Source organism: Lysinibacillus macroides (assembly GCF_001281525.1).
GTDB classification, from domain to species: Bacteria; Bacillota; Bacilli; order Bacillales_A; family Planococcaceae; genus Lysinibacillus; species Lysinibacillus macroides.
Genome location: NZ_LGCI01000008.1, coordinates 354,349 through 373,654, shown reverse-complemented (window position 1 = coordinate 373,654; position 19,306 = coordinate 354,349). Strand labels below are relative to the sequence as shown.

The following is a 19,306-nucleotide window of genomic DNA, read 5'->3' as shown; positions in this document are numbered from 1 at the left end:
CCATTTTGATGTCCAAAATTTTTGTTTTGTTCACTAGCCGAAGCTAGCTACTTAAAACCTTATTGATTACGTTTTGCTTGTTCAGTTTTCAAGGTTCATGTTGTTTCAGTCGTTTTTCAGCGACTTCTTAATAATAACATTTCACTCAAATCGTGTCAATCACTTTTTTCAAAAAAGTAATTTATGTTTTCCATTTGAGAAGTTTTTTATTATGTCTTAGCGACAATTAATATAATACAATATTAAAATACTATACGTCAACTACTTTTCTAAAAAAAATATCGAGGTATTTTTTAAATACCCCGATTCCAAGCATACTACAGTCATTGTTCTATTTCCAGTGCATCTTTATCTGCCTTATAATGGCGATGAAATATCCTATCATTTTTCGCAACAACCGGTTCTACTTGAATATAGCCTTTATCCACCAAATACTCTACAAATACCTCTAAATCTACTGAGTAATTAATGAGCTCACGATGATCATGCAATTCCTGAATTGACCACGTTTCCTTCGTTTGCATAACTTCTAATATATGTTGTGCCCCATCTCGTGTACGCGAATGAATTAAAAACTCACTTGCTAAAAATAATAGCTCTAGTCGCTTTTCAATTGGCTCATTACTTGTCACAAGCTCTTCATATAGCTTATAGATAGCAGGCTCAATTTTTTTTACCTGTGCCCAAACCGTTACTTCTGGATAAAGCCCGCTGTCAATAATGGATAGACGTCCTAAATGATGTAAGGAATCAACAACATGATTATAAGCATCAAGGTAGCTTCCTTTATCAAAATATTCTTTCCCCTCTAAATAACGTCGAATAAGCTTTGAGAATTGAATACCTGTTTTAATTTTACGACCATTATACGGAAATTCCTGTAATTCTATTTTTAGCTTATGCAGAAATTCATTGCGGTCAAATAGGACTTTGCCAAAGAAAATCCAATCAACTACCTTTTTATTAGAGCCAACGAGCAGCCATTTTCGTATTAATTTTTCTGTAACAGTATGTAGAGCAACTTTATTTCCTTCATATAAGTAATGTTTCGTAAAAACCGGCTGTTCTGCTTCCTTTACAATAATCAGTAAAACCGTATCAAATGTATCAGTAACATTACTTTGCTCTTCACGCTTTTCCACTAAAATGACACCTAATGTATTCGACTGACTTGCACGTTCTTGATATATTGGACGCAATACTTGTTCCATGCTCAGCTCTCCTTTATTTCTCTAACTTCCCTTGTTCCGTTAAAAATTCGACATACTCTAAAAGTATTCCTGCTTTCATTTAGTTCAAAGCTAAAATACTTTGCCCTTATATGTTATAGTAGATTTTAGATTGGGAGGCAAGATGAAAAATGAAACCTTATAAAAGTAAAATTAATAAAATTCGTTCATTCGCATTAGCGTTAATCTTCATCGGCTTTGTTGTAATGTATGGGGGCATTTTCTTTAAAAACAGCCCAATACTAGTATTAATTTTCATGACATTAGGTGTATTATGTATTATTGGTAGTACGGTGGTTTACGCTTGGATAGGCTTACTATCAACGAGAGCTGTTCAAGTTGAATGCCCTAATTGTCATAAGCATACAAAAGTTTTAGGTCGTGTAGATATGTGCATGTATTGCAATGAACCATTAACACTTGATCCTACTCTCGAGGGTAAAGAGTTTGACCAATCCTATAATCATAAAACAAAAAAATCCTAGCTCTTTTGAGAGCTAGGATTTTTCATTGTACTTTAGCAGTAGCACCTTTACATGATGGACAAGTGCCGTATATCTCTAAACGATGCGAATGCACATCAAAGCCTGTTACCTGTGATGCAAAATGCTCAATTTCGTCGAGTCCAGGATAATGGAAGTCAACAATTTTACCACAGCATTCACAAATCATATGATAATGATCATTTGTCACGAAATCAAAGCGACTTGAAGCATCTCCATAAGTAAGCTCTTTCACAAGACCTACTTCGCGAAATACGCGTAGGTTGTTATAGACGGTCGCTACACTCATATTAGGAAATTTTCCTTCAAGTGCTTTATAAATTTCATCGGCAGTAGGATGTGCCATTGATTGAATCAAATATTCCAAAATAGCATGACGTTGAGGAGTAATACGTACACCAGTTATTTTTAACGTGTCCAGTGCATCTTGTAAATGCGTTGCAGACATCGCCATGCACCTCTTCCATAAGTATTATTAATTTATAATTGTTATAAATAGTGTATCGAATTCGCCCTACTTCGTCAACAATCACACATTTCTTATTCTCAATCAATTACATTTTGGCTAACTCATTATGGAGATTTTTTCGAATTCGCTCAGGAAGCCTTCTTCTAAATCAATGTAAATTTCTCAATAGCCTCTCGATAAATCCACCACATTTTCTAAATCGGTTTCTCCCTTTAACCACTTCGTTAAGCTTGGTTTAAAAATTTCTAGGCTACGTTCCACATAACGAGATGAATGACTTGAGATATGTGGGGAAACAACGACATTTGGTAAGGTCCATAACGGATGGTCTGATGAAAGAGGCTCTTCTTCAAAGACATCTAACACAGCATAGCCAATTTCCTCTGCCTGAATAGCTTGAATCAGTACCTTTTCATCCACTAAGTTACCACGCCCAAAATTCATAAAAATAGTACTGCTTTTCATAGCTGCAAAATGCTCTTCTTTTAACAAATGAGTGGTTTCCTGTGTTTTTGGTAATACCGAAATCACAATGTCCGCATTTGGCAATGCTTCGGTTAATTGTGTAAAGCTAACCATTTTATCCATATAAGGCGCTTCTTTCCCAGAACGATTACAGCCAACTGTTGTTACACCAAAGGCTTGCAATAACCGACCAACCTCCGAGCCAATGGCACCGGGTCCTAAAATAAGCGCTGTGCTATCACGTAATTCTGTTTGCCTTGCTTTCTTCGACCATTCCCTCGTCTTTTGCTGCTCGTATATCCAAGGCACTGCACGCTTAATGGCTAAAATATGCGCAAGCATCGATTCTGCCATTGGTGTTTTATGAATGCCTCGAACATTTGATACTAAAATTCCACGCTCCATAATGGCTTGTGCTGGCATTTTTTCGATGCCTGCTGACGCTACAAAAATCCACTTTAATTTAGTTGCATATTGGATAGTATCCGCTGTTAAATCTTCACCATATGTAACTAAAACATCTGCTTTTTCTAGCTCTTCATTCGATAAACCATTTTCAAAAATAAAGTCCACCTGCGGGAATTGTGCTAACAACGGTTCACGTAAATCAGGCCTTGGTTCAAACGTAAAATAGATTCTCATTTTGTTGCCCCCTGCTCTGCTAAATAAGCATATACTTCTTCAATATGGTTTTTCACTCGTACCTTGCGCCAAGCTTTCTCTAGCTTTCCTTCTGGATCAATTAAAAATGTTGAACGCTCAATGCCCATAAATTCACGTCCATACATTTTCTTTAGCACCCAGACACCATAAGCTTCAGCTGTTGCATGATCCTCATCCACTAATAATGAAAATGGTAGTCCATGCTTATCAATAAACTTTGTATGTTTCTTTGCATCATCTGGACTTACGCCAAGAATAACAGCGTTTAAATGACTGAAATCCTCAAACTTATCGCGAAAATCACATGCCTCTGTTGTACAGCCTGGTGTCATATCTTTGGGATAAAAATATAAAATCACATATTGTCCTTTGAGATCTGCTAAATGCACCCATTCACCTTTTTCATTTATTAAAGAAAAGTCAGGCGCCTTCTGTCCTTCTATTACAGTCATATTCATCTCCTCCTCTGTAGGTTCTATTTTACTCGAAGTCATAAATCAAGTCATATTTCTTCATTTTTTTGGATTTCTTACACTGATAGGCCTACAATAGATAACGTATAAAACTTTAGGAGGCAATACTATGAATCACGCAAAATCCGAAGCACTACATGCAGAGGCATTACAGCATATCGTTGGCGGGGTAAACAGCCCTTCTCGTTCATATAAGGCAGTAGGTGGCGGTTCCCCTGTGGCAATGGCTCGTGGGAAAGGCGCTTATTTTTGGGACGTAGATGGTAATCGCTATATCGACTATTTAGCAGCATATGGACCTCTTGTAACCGGACATGGTCATCCCCATATTGCAAAGGCAATTGCACATGCAGCCGAAAATGGTACATTGTTTGGAACACCAACTAAATATGAAGTAACTTTTGCTAAAATGCTGAAAGAGGCAATTCCATCCATGGATAAAGTGCGCTTTAACAACTCAGGTACAGAGGCTGTTATGACAACCATTCGTGTTGCTCGTGCCTATACAGGACGTACCAAAATTATGAAATTTGCAGGCTGCTACCATGGTCACTTTGATTTAGTATTAGTTGCTGCGGGCTCTGGACCTGCTACATTAGGAACACCTGATTCAGCAGGTGTCACAACTTCTACTGCTGAAGAAGTAATTACTGTGCCTTTCAATAATCCCGAAGCCTTTACAGCTGCAATGGATAAATGGGGAGAGCAAATTGCGGCAATCTTAATAGAGCCGATTGTAGGAAACTTTGGTATTGTTGAGCCAAAGCCGGGCTTCTTAGAGCTTGTTCATGCGACTGCAAAGGAAAAAGGCGCTTTAACGATTTACGACGAGGTGATTACAGCATTCCGCTTCCATTATGGCGGTGCTCAAAACTTACTTGGCTTAACACCTGATCTTACCGCACTTGGCAAAGTTATTGGTGGCGGTTTACCAATCGGTGCATACGGTGGGCGTAAAGAAATTATGGAGACAGTTGCTCCCCTTGGCCCCGCCTACCAAGCGGGAACAATGGCGGGGAACCCTGCATCAATGCAAGCTGGTATTGCCTGTCTTGAGGTGCTACAAACACCAGGTATTTATGATGAAATGGATCGTCTTGGTGGCATTTTAGAGCAGGGCATTTTAGCTGCGGCAGAAAAGCATGCGATTCCAATAACAGTTAATCGTCTAAAAGGGGCTTTAACGATTTACTTCACAGATGTAAAAGTAGAAAACTATGAGCAGGCTGAAAACACGGATGGTGAGATATTTGGTCGCTTCTTTAAATTAATGCTTGAGCAAGGTATTAATTTAGCGCCTTCCAAGTATGAGGCATGGTTTTTAACAACGGAGCATACAGAGGCAGATATGCTTGAAACCATTAAAGCTGTAGATCACGCTTTTGCTCAATTATCTTCATAGCACTACTAAAATTTCATGGAAAACCATTAGCTGTCGAGAAAGATTTTTACCGACAGCTCTTTTTCTTATTTACGCATGCAAATCTATGTATTTTATGAGCACTTCCTTCTATAATGTAAAGAAGCTTAAAAATTTTAGACAGAAAGGACATCCATTTTCTATGAAATTAGGTGCCCGTGTTTTTAAAACTGGTGTAGCTATTGTATTAGCACTGTTTATTGCAGAACTGTTAAATCTATCTTCACCTGTTTTTGCTGGAATTGCAGCAGTTTTTGCGATTCAGCCTTCTATTTATCGTTCTTATCAGACCATTGTAGAGCAAGTCCAAGCAAATATTATAGGTGCCTCCATTGCTGTTCTATTTGGCTTACTTTTCGGTCACCATGTTGTTGCTATTGGCATTGCTGTTATTATTACAATTGGATTAATGCTGAAATTTAAACTTGAAAAATCGCTGTCTTTGGCACTCGTATCCGTTGTAGCCATTATGGAATTTCAGGGAGATGATTTTCTAACATTTGGGCTGCTACGCTTTTTAACAATTTTAGTTGGGGTATTAGCAGCATTTATTGTAAACCTCGTGTTCTTACCTCCAAAATATGAGGTAAAGCTATTCCGTAAAATTTATATTTTACAGGATGATATTATTCGTTGGACACGACTGGCTGTACGTCAGGCTTCTGAGCATACATCCACAAAGGGAGCATTAAGTAAATTTAAAAGCCGTATGCTACGAGTAGATGCGCTCTATGAATTATACAAGGAAGAGCGAAACTACTTTAAAAATAAAACATACGTAAAGGCACGTAAGTTAGTTGTCTATCGTCAGATGATTTTAACTTCTAAACGTAGCCTAGAATTGCTGCAACGCTTGCATAAACATGAAAATGAGTTGGCTCAGCTACCTACACAATTTCATTTAATGATTCAGGAACGATTGGATTCGTTACTAACCTACCATGAACAATTGCTGTTAAAATATACAGGAAAATTAAAGCCCGAGCATTCGGAGTGGAATAAAAGCATTGACTATGTTCAACGCAATGAACTAATGGAGATTTTTATTAAGCAAATTAACTTCGCTCGTGAGGAAGGCGATACAGAGTTTTCAAGCTACCATTTACTTTATATTTTATCACGAATTTTAGATTATGAAGAAAACTTAGAACATCTCGATACGCTGATTGTGTCCTATCAAAACTATCACGGACATGAAATTAACGTAGAATTTGAAGAAGAGTTTATTTAATGGAGAAAACGACAAATGGGGACATTCCCATTTGTCGTTTTTTTAAATGCCTTCCATAAAATTGTGAATTTTTCGATAATTAGCTATAATTATATATGACAAAATTAAGGGGTGTATAGGAAATATGGTAAATTTAAACAAAATTGAATTAACGAAAAAAGGGCAATCAGTAAATTTAACAAAATCGCAGCATCAAGGAATCGGAGAAATTCTAATCAATCTTAATTGGAATCAGCAATCAGCAAAGCCCTCTGGCGGATTTTTCTCTTCGCTATTTGGCACTAAATCAGGTGGGATTGATTTAGATTTAGGCTGTTTATATGAATTAACAGATGGTAGCAAAAGCTGTGTACAAGCTCTCGGCAATGTATTCGGTAGCTTGCATGCCCCACCTTTTATCGAATTAGATGGTGATGATCGTACTGGTATGGTAAGCGGTGGAGAAAATTTACGCATTAACGGAAATAAGGTAAGCGATATTAAACGAGTACTGGTCTATGCCTTTATTTATGAAGGAGTCGCAAATTGGGCTGAGGCTGATGGCATCGTGACTGTCAACTACGGAACAGGCCCTAGTATTGAAGTGCGCTTAAATGAACATCGAAATGGCAAAAATATGTGTGCGATTGCTATGATTGAAAATGTCAACAATGAAACCTTTAAAGTGGAGCGTCTTGTTGACTATTTTAGCGGGCATCGAGATATGGACAAAGCCTATAATTGGGGAATATCTTGGGGTACTGGTAGAAAGTAATAAATGATGTCTCTTGCAGCAAAGTCATAAAGTGAACCTCACTGATTGCTGTACCTGACGCCGCACTTTTACGCATAAAATAACCGATATATTTTTATAGATAGTGATATGAGCTAAAGCCAGCATTAACTTGCACCATAATAGTGTGAGTTAATGCTGGCAGATTAATGGCGTAATGTTAGTAGGCGCTGTTCTGCTTGCTGACGTTGAGCTGTGTGCTCATCACGTAGTTTACGATAATTGGTGATTCCTACAGTAATCATATCCCACATTTCTTCAAGCGTTTGCGTTGTCTTTGGTTGCTGTGCCAAAGTTGTGCTTAATTGCACTGCTTCATGATTTGTGCCTCCATATTGCTTCATGCGATTTTCAAAGGCTGCGGCTGATTGATTTTGTAGCTGTTGGCGTTTTTCATTTATCGCATTCATCATACTCAATTTAAAGACAGGGATGGTCTTCACAAAAGCACTATTAATTTGTTCAATCAATTCGCTATTACCATTACGTAGCATCTCAATCTGTGGTGCTGTTAAAATCGCGACCATACGTGATTTCTCCAGCTCATCTATTTTCTGTGCAAGCATTTCAGCAATGGTCTGCAAGCTAGTAAGCTCCATTTTCGCCAGCTGATTACCTGCCTCACTTTGCTTTTCATACATTGGTATAAGCGTCGTTGTCACTTCCTGTAACTTTAACTCTGCGGCTACAATATATTTTTCGAGTTCAAGGTAAAACGTTAAATCCTCATTGTACAAGTGGGCAAGCAACCGATTATCCTTTGCCAATTCCTCTTCCATTTGCACAAATTGATAATGGATTTTTTCAATATCTCTACCGAAAGTATTGTATTTTGCCCAGAGGTCTTCTTCACTTTTCGGCTTACGTGCGAATAGCTTCTTAAAAAAACCTTTTGGCTGCTCTGTAAAATCATTTTGATCAAATTTTAACATTAACATTTCAAGCTGCTTCAATAACTCACTTGATTCATACGATTTGGATTGGGTCATTACATTTAATATACGATCAGTAAACTGCGCTAATCTCATGGCTGGCTCCTTACCTAAAGCCATTAGCTCCAGTTGATTTTTTATATTGATTCCATTGGCAAGCTGCTGTACTTCCACATTCCCTCGTAGTTGCTGTTTAACGATTGCTGCTGTGTCTGTTGTGAGTTGCTCCAGCATCATTATGCTCATCCCCCCTTTCTATCATTAGAAAAATCGATTAAAGAGCTTTCTAATAATGGTATCAGGCTCATTTTTGTCTTGTTTCGGTTCTTCATAGTGCAAATCAAATAGCATATGCTCTAATCGGTGTACATCAAAGGAATCCTCTGGTAAATGTTTTTCTAAATCTAATTTGCCTGTTGGGTTATAAAACACAATATCCACCCCAAAACGATTTAAAAATGCGAGTAATACGATATCCTCACGTGATAAGGCTGGCTGCTGTGGTGCTTGATAGAGAACAAGCTTAGGGACTTCTTGTGCATAGTCAAAGCCTTGCAGTAAGCGCAATATATCCCGTGGAATCATCGTTAATTGTTTAAAAATAAACAATTGCAAATCATACAATGTTTCGTTTGGCTGGTGTTTGAGCACTGGTTGTTCACATGAAACCTTCATCGTATAGGCAATAGCACGCTGTAGCTCCAAGGTTAATTCCCCATACTGCCACCAATCGCTTTGCATAATGCGCTCTATCGATAGCTCGCCCTTCACTAAGCAATGCTGATAATGAAAATGATAATTGGCTTTGCTTGTTTTTGTATAGGGGAATTCCTTCACAAAAACCGTATGTGGACTTGCTAGTAGTCGATGCATATCCTGCCAGTATTCTTCACGATAGCTGGAAACACCACTAATTTTCGCAAAGATGACGGGAATCACAACCTCATTGCCCACCACTTCAAATTGTGGTCGCAAGAGTGCCTTCACATTCGCATAGATAAAAATATCATCATAGGTCATTCTTAATGTTAATGAACGTGGCATAAAATCTTTAAATTGCCAAGGTTTATAGAAACCTGACGGCTGATCATGCATTAGTTGCTCGAAATGCTGACTAGAACGATAGCCTACAGTCGCCTGTCGATCACGCAGCTTATCAGGAAATGGCTGTAAAGTTGTTTGGTGCGCATACGAATATGTAATGGAAAATGCCTCTGTTGCATCAATGTCTGCAAATTCATCTATTTTTGCTGGATGAAAAATCAACACATCACATCCAAGCTCCATTAATAATAATAAAAAATAACGCTGACTAATCGTTGTTTCCCCATACCAAACCACTTTTGGGAAATCATCTGTTGGCTTCATTGATTTTGTCCATTGAATCCAATGATTTTTCAGCCATTTCACCATATCAATTAAAAAGCGGCGAAAATCATTAGCAAGTAAGCCCAATGCTTGCTGCTGTTGAAAGAGCTCCACAATTTTAATGGTTGCTAGCTGTAAATGTCGATTCATTATACTATCATCATGCTTAGGAATTAACTGATAACCGTACATCATGGCAACTAAGCGATTAATGGATAGCCCTTTAGGAGTTTGTTGATGCTGCGATAAAATTGCTTGGATAGCCTGAAAATCTTTCTGCTCAATATGCCGATTTAATTCCTCACTTAAAATATGAATATGCTTGTTTTGTGACAAGGTAAATAATGAATTGAAATAATCATCCTCCTCAATTGGTACACCTAAGACGCGCACAGCAATTCGGCTAAAGCTTATTTGCTGTACGGTTTCCTCATAATATGCACGATTCTTTGGTGAATCTTGAAACGCCTGTAGCCAATCATCAGCATGACGCTCCAATACTGGTTTAATTGTGATTGCTTGCATACAAACGCCACCTCCTAAAAAATCATCCTTCACATAACCTTTATGCTATTAAATAATTCTCTCCCATCATCTATACAACTGTTTGTTCTGTGGCTACCTGTAGCACTGTTTCCAGCAAATCCTTTGTAAATGCTTCACCAGTGTGTTTTGAGTAGGTAGTATTTGATAACATTTTTGGCTGCTTATCCTTTAAATCTCCATGATACGGTGTGAATGCTACATCAGCCATAGCTAGCATTCCATAATCCATCATCGAATCGCCCGCTGCTATATGCACATCATATGTACAAAATTGTTTGATATATTCGATTGCCGCTTCCTTTGTCAGTACCTTTGGCATAAAGTACAATTTTTTACCTTGTAATAAAACATACCAGCCATAAGCGTCAAACTCTTGAATCATTGCTTGTAATTCATCCTGCTGAAAAATATCGATATCTACATGATGTACATAAAAAAGATGATCAATATACAATGAACGTTGCAGCCACGTATCGGATTTTACCGCATCAAAATGCTTTAACATATCCTCGCGCGGTATTGAGGAATCCTCGATACGCTGTGCTAATAGTGCAGCCCATTTTTCACTAGGCTGCCCCTTTTCTAATATTGTACCCCCATTGCTTGTAATTGCAAAAGTAGGGCATAGATTATCAATAAAATGGATTCTCTTATATTGATGCAACGCTCGAGTTGTAACAGGTACAAATAGTGTTTGTTGGTGCACCAGCTGTAATAAAGCGACTGTTGCATCTGTCATTCTACTTTTGACTTCATTGCCCTTATGTTCAACTATAACAGGTGCTGTCGCTGGCGGAAATAGCTCCATCATACGTTGAGAATAAATCAGTGTTCGATCTAAATCTGATGTAAATAGTATCATTATTAACTCCTCTATAATTCTTTAATTAAGCCACAACACGCATAGGACATATTTGTATATTCTTCTATAGTGATATTTTTTTCTTGTGCTAATAACAAAATATGTTCCAGTTCAGCTGTATGCTGCGGATTAATTAAGATTTTCCAAGGTATTCGTCGCAGTAAAACTCTTGTCGTTTCCCCAACACCAGGCTTAATAAAGTGAATATGATCAATCCCAAAATCTTGTTGAATCCGTTCAACTGATTTCATGCCTTCCCATGTGATGGGCAAAGATGCTTGTATTTGAAGCTGCTCTATAATTTTTTGTTGTACTGTCTCAAAGCAGGCTACAATACGCTCTATATACAGATTGGAAACATCGACAGCCTTTAACTCTCGATAATATTTTGCACCATGAAAATCATCCTTATCCATAAACCGCAAATTCAGCACAGTTCTGCTGACCAAGCCAGATACAGTAGAATTTAAACAAGCAGATGGAATTAAAAAATCCTCACGTGTCCCGTAGATGGAGGCACAATGTCCAGGGTCTGCCAATACAGCTAAATCAGCATCTAGTTGTGTGTTATACTGTGCATTAAACTTTTGACATGATTGTCGTAATTCATTTGTAATAGCACCTTTACCTGTCCAGCCATCAATAAACTGAAGACAGCCTAAAGGGTGTTTTGTCACTATATAACGAATAGCTGTTTCATCAAAACCACGACCACGCAAAATCGAGATGGAATAATGAGGTATTTGCACCTGATAACGCTTTTCAATATAGCGTTTTATTAAAATGCCAATCGGTGTACCTGCTCTTGCTAAACTCACAAGAATTAAATTTTCTAATCCCCTCCTTTTCACAATTTGCTCTGCCACTACACCAACAGCTAGCGCTATTCTTTCTGCGGAAGCATCTAACGCTTTATAAAAAAGATTCATATAAGCTTCTGATGGTTGCCCTTCCACTGGTAGCATTTCAGAATAATGTGTACCTGCTTGGATCAGCTGCTCTCTTTTGTCATTCTCTAGCTCAAGTAACATATAACCAATATCACGCAATAAAAAGATAACATCCTCTGGTGCATAGCTGCCCATTTGATCTGGCTGTAAAGTCGATATCATTGCGCTACCTCCCATTCATGCATACAAATGACATAGATATTTGCATTACTAATAGATTGTAATGCCTCTACCGCTTGCGCCACCACTTTCTTATTTGCTATACGTTCCACCATCAAGAAAAGTTCCGAATAGGGCCGACTTTGAACATTGTATAAATAATTGGTAACGCCATTGTTCTCTAGGCTATCAAAGGCCAGTTTTTCTGTAATTGTATAACCCTTCTCATCTGTACAATAAATAGGACTGCGAGTCGTTGATTGAACATAAACGTCACTTCCTAAGTAAGAGGCAATTTGCATAGGCACATACATAAATTCACCTGTTCCCACAACAAGTGCTGGTCCATCCGTTCGCAAGCTTGTTAATTGCCTGCCAACTGCCTGTAAAGCTTCTTTCTGTTTAAAATGCTGTGCTGATGTCAGCATAAATCTTCCTGTCGCTGTTAGATAGGGTTGCTTATTCACAAGACCATTTTCAGCAATAGAACGATAAGGTTTCTGTTCCATGGATTGTTGAATCGGTAGTATTGTTATCTCTTGCGCATCCTGTACGGCTATTTCGGGTTGACTGCTTGTTAAAGATGGTGTGCCCTGGCAGTTAAAATGCCCACATATAATGGCTAGAAAATCAATCGTAATGCCCCAATCTTGCTCTAATTGCTGAAAAACAATTTGTTGCTGCTCAGATCGCCAGTCTAAAATAGCTAGCACAGCATAATGCTTCACCGAAGGAAATTTCTTGCGTAGTGTATCAATAATATTAATAACTGTATTGCCAGTCGTTAGCTCATCATCAATTAGCACAATACGCTGTGCCTGCATGAAAGCTTCAGACTGCTCCGTATAAATTCGATGACTTGTCGCATGTGAATGCTCTTCCTCGAAGGTCACAAAGGGCTCAAAGTCAGGCAGTACCTCACGTGTTGTATGAATATACATCGCATTTGATTGGAATGTATTAAATACAGCGTGTCCTAATGCAGTTGCTGTTTCAGCAAAGCCAATAAATAATGTAGTCTCATCAAGCTTTAAATAGCCATCCATCGCATTTTGTACATTTTCCAACTCTGTTCCTTCTTTGAGAGCCCTAACAATAGCTGGTGTAGCATCCACATCCTGACCAGTAAGATGCTGATGATACATAATGGCTAAAAGACTGCCAGTTAATAACGGTACTTGCGGGCGAACCGCTAAATGCTTACCCAGAACAGTGCTGACAAATAAAAATTGTCTCTTTTTATTGATGCGGGCTGCCATTTTAAATAAATCTACTAAGTCAAAATGATAAGGATTATGGGTAATATCAATATCAATTGTATAATTTGGCAAAATCCCAAGCTTACTCATTGGTTGTTGCATACATACTACCACCTATTTCAGAATTTAATAATAGTGAGGCAAAATCAACAGATTCGTTATAAACACCATAAATATGTGCCTGTTTTAAAATTCGCTTTGCCCATCTCATATGCGGTTTAAATTCATTCATTTTATTCGCATATTGACTCTTCATTACACCTTTTTGACCATTATTGTTTTCGACAATACTGAGGGCATCTAAATATTCCTCATATGAAATCGCATATAGTGCATGGACAACACGAATATGGCTAGGATGAATAATCGTCTTCCCCATAATGCCATTTTGTTTATCCATTAACACTTCCTTTATTAAGCCATCCAAGCAATCGTCTAATAATGCTTGTCGAGTATTGAGCGCCCCTTTTTCACTAAATGGTGTCACTCTTAATGCAGGCTTTAAAACACGCGGATGACTAAAATACTCCCACACAGGTCCAGAGATAATAAAGCCATCCTCTTCACGCCCTAAAATATTTACAATATCAGCAATGCAATCTCGAATCACACTAATATCATAAATGGTTGAATCCATTCTTCGTCGAATACCATAGATCCCACAAAAATCAGTTGCACCTATACGTACATTTAAAACACGCGTCTGGTACTGCTGCAAAATGGCTTTAATCGCTAATAATGCTTCCATACGAGATTCCTTATATAAGATCTCACGACTTTCTAAAATTGGCATACCGTACAAAGTAACATTATGTTCTAAAATCGTTTGCTCCAGCAACTCAAAATAACGAGCTCCCTCTGTTGCTGTAAATTTTGGAAAGACATAGCCTGTTAGGATTTCTTGTTTTTTTCCTAATATCGTTGTTAAATACCTTAATTGTTCAGCATGACGTACACGTATAAAAATTAATGGTAAATTTTGTGGTAGTAACTGCTTATTACTATACAGTGTATATAATTCACTGATATCGCCAATTAGCTTTGCCTCACAAGCTTGTAATTCTGCATCTCCTACAGCGTCCTCTAAATCAATGACAAGTGAAGTCAGCTCTCGATACTTTTGAGATTGGATTAAGCTCACAATATTCGGCATGGAAGCAGGCATATACAGGGTTGCTCCTAAGGCATATGCCAAAATATCAGCTGTTTCCCATTTCGTAAATGGTTGTGGCTTCTTATAAAAATTTGTTTCTTTATCTGCTGCAAAATGTTGCATTGAACCCTCTCCCCAGTAATTGTCTACCTTCTCTGAAAAAAGCACTGTATCAGTCTGTTTCTTACAGACCAATACAGTGCCTTGTTTACACTGCTGTTTTCTTATTTATTTTGTGTACAACAAATGTCAATAAGAATACAGCAATTAAAATCATAAAAACTATGTCATGTAATAGTTATTGCAGGCCATATGCACTAACTAACGCTGCTAAGCCACCTTGATAGCCTGAGCCTACTGCGGCAAATTTCCACTCGCCATTATGACGATACAGCTCACAAAATACAACAGCTGTTTCAATACTAAAATCCTCGCCTAAATCATAGCGCAATACCTCTGTCCCTGACTCTTCATTTGTCAAACGAACATAAGCATTTAGCACTTGTCCAAAGTTTTGATGACGTCCCTCTGCATCATAGATCGTAACCGTTACAACAATTTTTTCAATTTGAGGAGACACTTGCTTTAAGTTAACAAGAATTTTTTCATCGTCTCCATCCCCTTCTCCTGTACGGTTATCACCTGTGTGTACAACAGATTGGTCAACACTTGATAAATTATTGTAGAAAATAAAGTCTTGCTCGTTACGACATTTCCCTGTTGCATCTAGTAAGAATACAGAGGCATCAAGGTCAAAGTCTTGTCCACCATCNTTGCTCGTTACGACATTTCCCTGTTGCATCTAGTAAGAATACAGAGGCATCAAGGTCAAAGTCTTGTCCACCATCAAATTGCTTGACATCCCAGCCTAAGCCAATACCAACATTATTTAAGCCTGGGTCCTGCTTTGTTAGATCAATACGTTGCCCTTTACTTAATTGAATAGCCATTCAAAATCTCCCTTTCTTGTTCAAAGATGAAATTTTAGTTTACATTTAAGCCATAATCATTACAAAGAGCTGCTAGACCACCTTGGTAGCCAGCACCAATTGCATTAAATTTCCATTCCCCACTATGACGGTATAGCTCACCTACAACAATCGCTGTTTCAATACTAAAGTCCTCACCTAGGTCATAACGAATTAGTTCTTCGTTGGTAGTAGCATTCACAATACGAATATACGCGTTTGAAACCATACCAAAGTTTTGACTGCGTGTCTCAGCATCATGAATCGTTACAGTGAACGCTAGTCGTTGAACATGTGCAGGTACTTCTGGTAATGCGACTTTTACAACTTCATCATCGCCTTCACCTACACCTGTTAAGTTGTCACCTGAATGTTCTACTGAACCGTTGCCGCCTACTGTATTATTATAGAAAATAAAGTCATTTTGATCTGCTACTTTGCCTGTATCTGCAAGTAAAAATACAGAAGAGTCTAAATCGAAATCATGTCCGCCATCATATTTATTTGTGTCCCAACCTAAACCGACAATCACATTTGTTAATCCTGGATTTGTTTTTGTTAAATCTACCTTTTGACCTTTTTGTAATGAAATAGCCATTATCTTTATTCCTCCTAGTAATTTTATTTATTGATATCTTCGAACAACGTCGCCAAGCTTTACATCGTTTGTGCCTGTACCTACCGCCGCAAATTTCCATTCATTATTGTGACGGTAAAGCTCACCACAGATTAACGTCGTTAAGTTCGAATAATTATCCGTTAAATTATAGCGAATTAGCTCATTGCCAGTTCTGTCATCAAACACACGAATATATGCATTTTGAATCATACCGAAATGTTGATTACGACCCGCTGCATCATAAATATTTACAACAAACGCAAGCTTGTTATATTGCGCTGGCACAGACGATAGCTCAATTGTAATTACTTCATCATCACCATCGCCATCTCCTGTTAAATTATCTCCTGAATGTTGAACAGCGCCACAGTTACTTGTTAATTTTCCAAAATAGATCACATCATCGCCAGCTAAAACTTTATCATTCTGTAGCATTAATACAGAGGCATCACAATCAATATTTTTGCCGCTACCACTATTTCTATTAGAAAATAAACCACCCAAGAAGCCACCGCTTTTTTCTTGGCCTACAGGGTCCCAGCCTAGTCCAACCTTAATTCTATTTAATCCCGCATTCCCTTTTGTTAAATCGACACGCTGTCCTTTTTGTAAATTAATCCCCAATTTAAACCCTCCTAAATGATCTGTGATTAACTGAAAGATTATATGTACAGCAATAATCTACTATTGACACTCCCACAGCTAAAGCAATAGGATTCTTGAATGATTAAGCGTTCGCAGTCCATTTCTGTTTTGAACAACCTTCAAGATAGGGGTGTGCCATTCCCCCTCCCTATCCAGTGCATCTAATAGATAGGGCTATGCTACTATGACCATAGCATATAGTTTTCGTTTGAGGTGTTTTTACGTCCCCTGCTTGACGACACCTATCGTTTTACGCACAAAGCGATTCGTTTGTGCAACCATCCTCCGATAGCTTATTTCCAATGAACGAGACTGTTTTAGAAACTTTTCTTGTTTATGAGCTGAGGATAGCATAGATTGAAAACTTGCTATGGAAAAACCCATACCGTTTCCGCCCTCTTTTTCAGCTCATACCTAAAGGTGAGCTACACCCTTTCTCGTTAAAAAAATCTGTAATGTCGAATCTTTTTAATTTTCGAGCTGCTAAAAAGTTAATGGTTTTATCAACATTATATTAAGTCTAAAATAACATGACATAAAATTCAATAAATGGCTCCGAAAAGGTCTTTACTATTTTTTAAGAACGCTTCCGCCATAAAAACTGTTGCTTCTCAAGTCGTGAAAAAACCTTCTAACTGGTAGAAGGCTATTGTTGGTGTACTAACTTTTCATTTTTGGATCCAGTGCGTCACGTAGCCCATCACCCATTAGGTTAAAGCCTAGAACTGTCAGCATAATCGCCAGACCTGGAAAAATCATTGTCCACGGCGCATTTAATAAAAATTGTCGAGCATCCGCCAGCATTTTTCCCCACTCAGGTGCTGGTGCTTGAGCGCCTAATCCTAGAAAGCCAAGTGCTGCTGCTTCAATAATCGCTGTTGCAATAGCAAGTGTCCCCTGTACAATAATCGGTGTGATAGAATTCGGTAAAATATGTGAAAATAAAATCCTTGAATCACGCATACCAATAGCTTTAGCTGCTACAATGTATTCTTCTTCTTTCACGCTTAACACTTTAGAGCGAATTAGCCGCCCGAAGTTCGGTACGTTAATAATCGCTATCGCAATTAAGGCATTTTGCAATGATGGTCCTAGTACTGCCACTACTGCAATGGCTAATAAAATACTAGGAAAGGCCAGCATAATATCAAAGATACGTGAAATAATGGTATCAATCCATCTTCCATAATAACCTGCAATAATTCCAAGCAAACTACCTATAACAACAGATAAAATAACCGCAAAAAACCCTACCCACAGCGATATTCGCGCACCATGGATAACTCTGGAGAAAATATCTCGTCCAAAATCATCCGTACCAAACCAATGCTCCTTAGAGGGTGCCAATAAGCGTTTGGCTAAATCTTGCTCATTGATACCTTGGGGTGCAATTAGCGGGCCAAATATAGCAAGTAGGATAAAAAATATAACAATCCCTGCACCTAATAGAGAGATTTTGCTCTTTTTGAAGCTACGCCAGCCTTCTAGCCATGGGCCTGCCGCACGTTCACGACTTGGTGCAGTCTCTTTTTTTACATTCATCGCTCCAGTCATCATTGCAACTCCCTTCTATTTGTATTTAATACGCGGATCAATCACTGTATAGAGCAAGTCCACGATTAAGTTAATCATGATGAAAATAAATGCAACGACAAGAATACCTGACTGAATAACAGGATAATCCCTGAAGCCAATCGCGTCATAAATATAACGACCAATTCCTGGCCAACTAAAAATTGTCTCTGTTAAAATGGCTCCGCCTAGCAGCAGCCCTGTTTGTAAGCCAATAATTGTTAACACTGGGATGATTGCATTTTTCAGCGCGTGTTTATACACAACCACAAACATTTTTTGTCCCTTTGCGCGCGCTGTGCGAACATAATCAGAGCGCATCACTTCTAGCATAGACGACCTCGTAATCCTTGCGATAATCGCCATTGGAATCGTAGCAAGCGCTATTCCTGGCAAGACAAGTCTTTTTAATACTTCAAAAAATTGATCGAAGCGTCCCTGAATAAGGGTATCCAATAAATAAAAATGGGTGATCGAATTAATCGGATTTCGAACATCCTCTCGTCCAGAGGTTGGAAGCCAGCCAAGCTGATTACCAAATACCCACTGCTCCATTAAACCTAGCCAGAATACAGGTACTGATACACCAATTAAGGCAATAATCATCGCTGTATAGTCAAACCAAGAATTTTGGAACCATGCAGAAATAATACCCGCATTCACACCAACAATAATGGCAATAATCATCGCAAATAAGGCAAGTTCAGCCGTAGCAGCTAAATAAGGAAAAATTTCCTCTGCTACAGGCAATCTTGTTCGTAGGGATACGCCTAAATCTCCCTGAAAAACACCTGCTAAATAACTAAAATATTGTGTATACCAAGGCTTATCTAATCCTAAACTTGCGTTTAATGCCTCGACCGCCTCTTTTGTCGCCTGTTGTCCTAAAATTACTTGCGCTGGATTTCCAGGAATAGCACGTATCAACATAAAGACGATAAAAGTCATTCCAAGCAAAACTGGGATTAATTGTAGTAAACGTCTTCCCATATAGTGAAGCATAGTTGTCACCTCTCTATTATTTTCATAATATACTTTGAAGTCTTTA

At 38.2% G+C, this 19,306-nt stretch carries 20 protein-coding genes and 1 pseudogene; 4 read left to right on the top strand and 17 right to left on the bottom strand.

Translation table 11 applies throughout. The annotated features are described in order from the left end of the window. Positions 1-323 precede the first annotated feature (323 nt). On the bottom strand, positions 324-1,211 hold the full coding sequence (locus ADM90_RS13880; RefSeq protein WP_053995555.1) for a nucleotidyltransferase-like protein: 888 nt from the start codon (positions 1,209-1,211) through the stop codon (positions 324-326). Between the two features lie 149 nt (positions 1,212-1,360). Here ADM90_RS13880 and ADM90_RS13875 point away from each other — a divergent pair, with 149 nt between their 5' ends. Further along, positions 1,361-1,714: a YgzB family protein gene (locus ADM90_RS13875; protein ID WP_053995554.1), complete on the top strand. Its 354-nt coding sequence runs from the start codon at positions 1,361-1,363 to the stop codon at positions 1,712-1,714. 22 nt (positions 1,715-1,736) lie between these two features. Here ADM90_RS13875 and perR read toward each other — a convergent pair whose 3' ends face one another. The 3 genes from perR to bcp all read right to left on the bottom strand — a co-directional run bounded on the left by perR (position 1,737) and on the right by bcp (position 3,781). Beyond that, a complete protein-coding gene (gene perR, locus ADM90_RS13870; protein WP_053995553.1) occupies positions 1,737-2,180 on the bottom strand; it encodes a peroxide-responsive transcriptional repressor PerR in 444 nt (147 codons plus the stop codon). A gap of 183 nt (positions 2,181-2,363) precedes the next feature. Further along, positions 2,364-3,308 (bottom strand): D-2-hydroxyacid dehydrogenase, encoded by a 945-nt coding sequence (locus tag ADM90_RS13865; protein WP_053995552.1) that lies wholly within the window; start codon positions 3,306-3,308, stop codon positions 2,364-2,366. Then, positions 3,305-3,781, bottom strand: coding sequence for a thioredoxin-dependent thiol peroxidase (bcp, locus tag ADM90_RS13860; RefSeq protein WP_053995551.1), 477 nt, complete (start codon positions 3,779-3,781; stop codon positions 3,305-3,307). The genes ADM90_RS13865 and bcp overlap by 4 nt, the downstream gene beginning before the upstream one ends. 130 nt (positions 3,782-3,911) lie before the next feature. Between bcp and ADM90_RS13855 the strand changes: the two genes are divergently transcribed. The 3 genes from ADM90_RS13855 to ADM90_RS13845 all read left to right on the top strand — a co-directional run bounded on the left by ADM90_RS13855 (position 3,912) and on the right by ADM90_RS13845 (position 7,207). Next, a complete protein-coding gene (locus tag ADM90_RS13855; protein ID WP_053995550.1) occupies positions 3,912-5,204 on the top strand; it encodes a glutamate-1-semialdehyde 2,1-aminomutase in 1,293 nt (430 codons plus the stop codon). A gap of 160 nt (positions 5,205-5,364) precedes the next feature. Next, positions 5,365-6,453 (top strand): FUSC family protein, encoded by a 1,089-nt coding sequence (locus ADM90_RS13850; protein WP_053995549.1) that lies wholly within the window; start codon positions 5,365-5,367, stop codon positions 6,451-6,453. A gap of 124 nt (positions 6,454-6,577) precedes the next feature. Beyond that, complete coding sequence (locus tag ADM90_RS13845) at positions 6,578-7,207, top strand: TerD family protein (RefSeq protein ID WP_053995548.1); 630 nt, start codon at positions 6,578-6,580, stop codon at positions 7,205-7,207. A gap of 164 nt (positions 7,208-7,371) precedes the next feature. On the opposite strand, the gene ADM90_RS13840 is transcribed toward ADM90_RS13845, so the two are convergent. From ADM90_RS13840 to ADM90_RS13790, 13 genes and pseudogenes are all read right to left on the bottom strand, one after another. Next, the gene (locus ADM90_RS13840) at positions 7,372-8,394 is read right to left on the bottom strand and encodes a toxic anion resistance protein (protein WP_235473535.1); all 1,023 of its coding nucleotides are present in this window, start codon (positions 8,392-8,394) and stop codon (positions 7,372-7,374) included. 24 nt (positions 8,395-8,418) lie between these two features. Beyond that, complete coding sequence (locus ADM90_RS13835; RefSeq protein ID WP_053995546.1) at positions 8,419-10,050, bottom strand: YceG family protein; 1,632 nt, start codon at positions 10,048-10,050, stop codon at positions 8,419-8,421. Between the two features lie 70 nt (positions 10,051-10,120). Next, positions 10,121-10,933 carry a hypothetical protein gene (locus tag ADM90_RS13830; protein ID WP_053995545.1) on the bottom strand — a complete coding sequence of 271 codons (813 nt, stop codon included), beginning with the start codon at positions 10,931-10,933 and terminating at the stop codon, positions 10,121-10,123. A gap of 11 nt (positions 10,934-10,944) precedes the next feature. Then, a complete protein-coding gene (locus ADM90_RS13825) occupies positions 10,945-12,045 on the bottom strand; it encodes a cysteine protease StiP family protein (protein WP_053995544.1) in 1,101 nt (366 codons plus the stop codon). After that, a complete protein-coding gene (locus ADM90_RS13820; protein WP_053995543.1) occupies positions 12,042-13,403 on the bottom strand; it encodes a phosphoribosyltransferase family protein in 1,362 nt (453 codons plus the stop codon). The genes ADM90_RS13825 and ADM90_RS13820 overlap by 4 nt, the downstream gene beginning before the upstream one ends. Then, positions 13,384-14,577, bottom strand: coding sequence for an HpcH/HpaI aldolase/citrate lyase family protein (locus ADM90_RS13815; RefSeq protein WP_053995542.1), 1,194 nt, complete (start codon positions 14,575-14,577; stop codon positions 13,384-13,386). The genes ADM90_RS13820 and ADM90_RS13815 overlap by 20 nt, the downstream gene beginning before the upstream one ends. A gap of 175 nt (positions 14,578-14,752) precedes the next feature. Beyond that, positions 14,753-15,226: pseudogene (locus ADM90_RS13810) on the bottom strand (TerD family protein); the annotation flags it as partial. 1 nt (position 15,227) lies between these two features. Next, on the bottom strand, positions 15,228-15,404 hold a 177-nt coding region (locus ADM90_RS25670), incomplete at its 3' end, for a TerD family protein (RefSeq protein WP_235473539.1). Between the two features lie 34 nt (positions 15,405-15,438). After that, positions 15,439-16,020 (bottom strand): TerD family protein, encoded by a 582-nt coding sequence (locus ADM90_RS13805; protein ID WP_053995541.1) that lies wholly within the window; start codon positions 16,018-16,020, stop codon positions 15,439-15,441. A gap of 27 nt (positions 16,021-16,047) precedes the next feature. Further along, positions 16,048-16,665 (bottom strand): TerD family protein, encoded by a 618-nt coding sequence (locus tag ADM90_RS13800; RefSeq protein WP_053995540.1) that lies wholly within the window; start codon positions 16,663-16,665, stop codon positions 16,048-16,050. A 240-nt stretch (positions 16,666-16,905) separates the two neighbouring features. Continuing rightward, positions 16,906-17,070, bottom strand: coding sequence for a hypothetical protein (locus tag ADM90_RS24520; protein WP_161804076.1), 165 nt, complete (start codon positions 17,068-17,070; stop codon positions 16,906-16,908). Between the two features lie 276 nt (positions 17,071-17,346). Beyond that, positions 17,347-18,243, bottom strand: coding sequence for a nickel transporter permease (nikC, locus tag ADM90_RS13795; RefSeq protein ID WP_053995539.1), 897 nt, complete (start codon positions 18,241-18,243; stop codon positions 17,347-17,349). Positions 18,244-18,255: 12 nt separating this feature from the next. After that, positions 18,256-19,260, bottom strand: a complete 1,005-nt coding sequence (locus tag ADM90_RS13790; RefSeq protein ID WP_053995538.1) for an ABC transporter permease — start codon at positions 19,258-19,260, stop codon at positions 18,256-18,258. Positions 19,261-19,306 lie beyond the last annotated feature (46 nt).

What these genes read in the sequence shown, in the direction of transcription:
- bcp (WP_053995551.1), bottom strand. Translation starts at nt 3,781, where the DNA reads ATGACTGTAATAGAAGGACAGAAGGCGCCTGACTTTTCTTTAATAAAT.
- ADM90_RS24520 (WP_161804076.1), bottom strand. Translation starts at nt 17,070, where the DNA reads ATGGGTTTTTCCATAGCAAGTTTTCAATCTATGCTATCCTCAGCTCAT.
- ADM90_RS13880 (WP_053995555.1), bottom strand. Translation starts at nt 1,211, where the DNA reads ATGGAACAAGTATTGCGTCCAATATATCAAGAACGTGCAAGTCAGTCG.
- perR (WP_053995553.1), bottom strand. Translation starts at nt 2,180, where the DNA reads ATGTCTGCAACGCATTTACAAGATGCACTGGACACGTTAAAAATAACT.
- nikC (WP_053995539.1), bottom strand. Translation starts at nt 18,243, where the DNA reads ATGATGACTGGAGCGATGAATGTAAAAAAAGAGACTGCACCAAGTCGT.
- ADM90_RS13850 (WP_053995549.1), top strand. Translation starts at nt 5,365, where the DNA reads ATGAAATTAGGTGCCCGTGTTTTTAAAACTGGTGTAGCTATTGTATTA.
- ADM90_RS13835 (WP_053995546.1), bottom strand. Translation starts at nt 10,050, where the DNA reads ATGCAAGCAATCACAATTAAACCAGTATTGGAGCGTCATGCTGATGAT.
- ADM90_RS13825 (WP_053995544.1), bottom strand. Translation starts at nt 12,045, where the DNA reads ATGATATCGACTTTACAGCCAGATCAAATGGGCAGCTATGCACCAGAG.
- ADM90_RS13840 (WP_235473535.1), bottom strand. Translation starts at nt 8,394, where the DNA reads ATGATGCTGGAGCAACTCACAACAGACACAGCAGCAATCGTTAAACAG.
- ADM90_RS13790 (WP_053995538.1), bottom strand. Translation starts at nt 19,260, where the DNA reads ATGCTTCACTATATGGGAAGACGTTTACTACAATTAATCCCAGTTTTG.
- ADM90_RS13830 (WP_053995545.1), bottom strand. Translation starts at nt 10,933, where the DNA reads ATGATACTATTTACATCAGATTTAGATCGAACACTGATTTATTCTCAA.
- ADM90_RS13805 (WP_053995541.1), bottom strand. Translation starts at nt 16,020, where the DNA reads ATGGCTATTTCATTACAAAAAGGTCAAAAGGTAGATTTAACAAAAACA.
- ADM90_RS13845 (WP_053995548.1), top strand. Translation starts at nt 6,578, where the DNA reads ATGGTAAATTTAAACAAAATTGAATTAACGAAAAAAGGGCAATCAGTA.
- ADM90_RS13815 (WP_053995542.1), bottom strand. Translation starts at nt 14,577, where the DNA reads ATGCAACATTTTGCAGCAGATAAAGAAACAAATTTTTATAAGAAGCCA.
- ADM90_RS13855 (WP_053995550.1), top strand. Translation starts at nt 3,912, where the DNA reads ATGAATCACGCAAAATCCGAAGCACTACATGCAGAGGCATTACAGCAT.
- ADM90_RS13865 (WP_053995552.1), bottom strand. Translation starts at nt 3,308, where the DNA reads ATGAGAATCTATTTTACGTTTGAACCAAGGCCTGATTTACGTGAACCG.
- ADM90_RS13820 (WP_053995543.1), bottom strand. Translation starts at nt 13,403, where the DNA reads ATGCAACAACCAATGAGTAAGCTTGGGATTTTGCCAAATTATACAATT.
- ADM90_RS13875 (WP_053995554.1), top strand. Translation starts at nt 1,361, where the DNA reads ATGAAACCTTATAAAAGTAAAATTAATAAAATTCGTTCATTCGCATTA.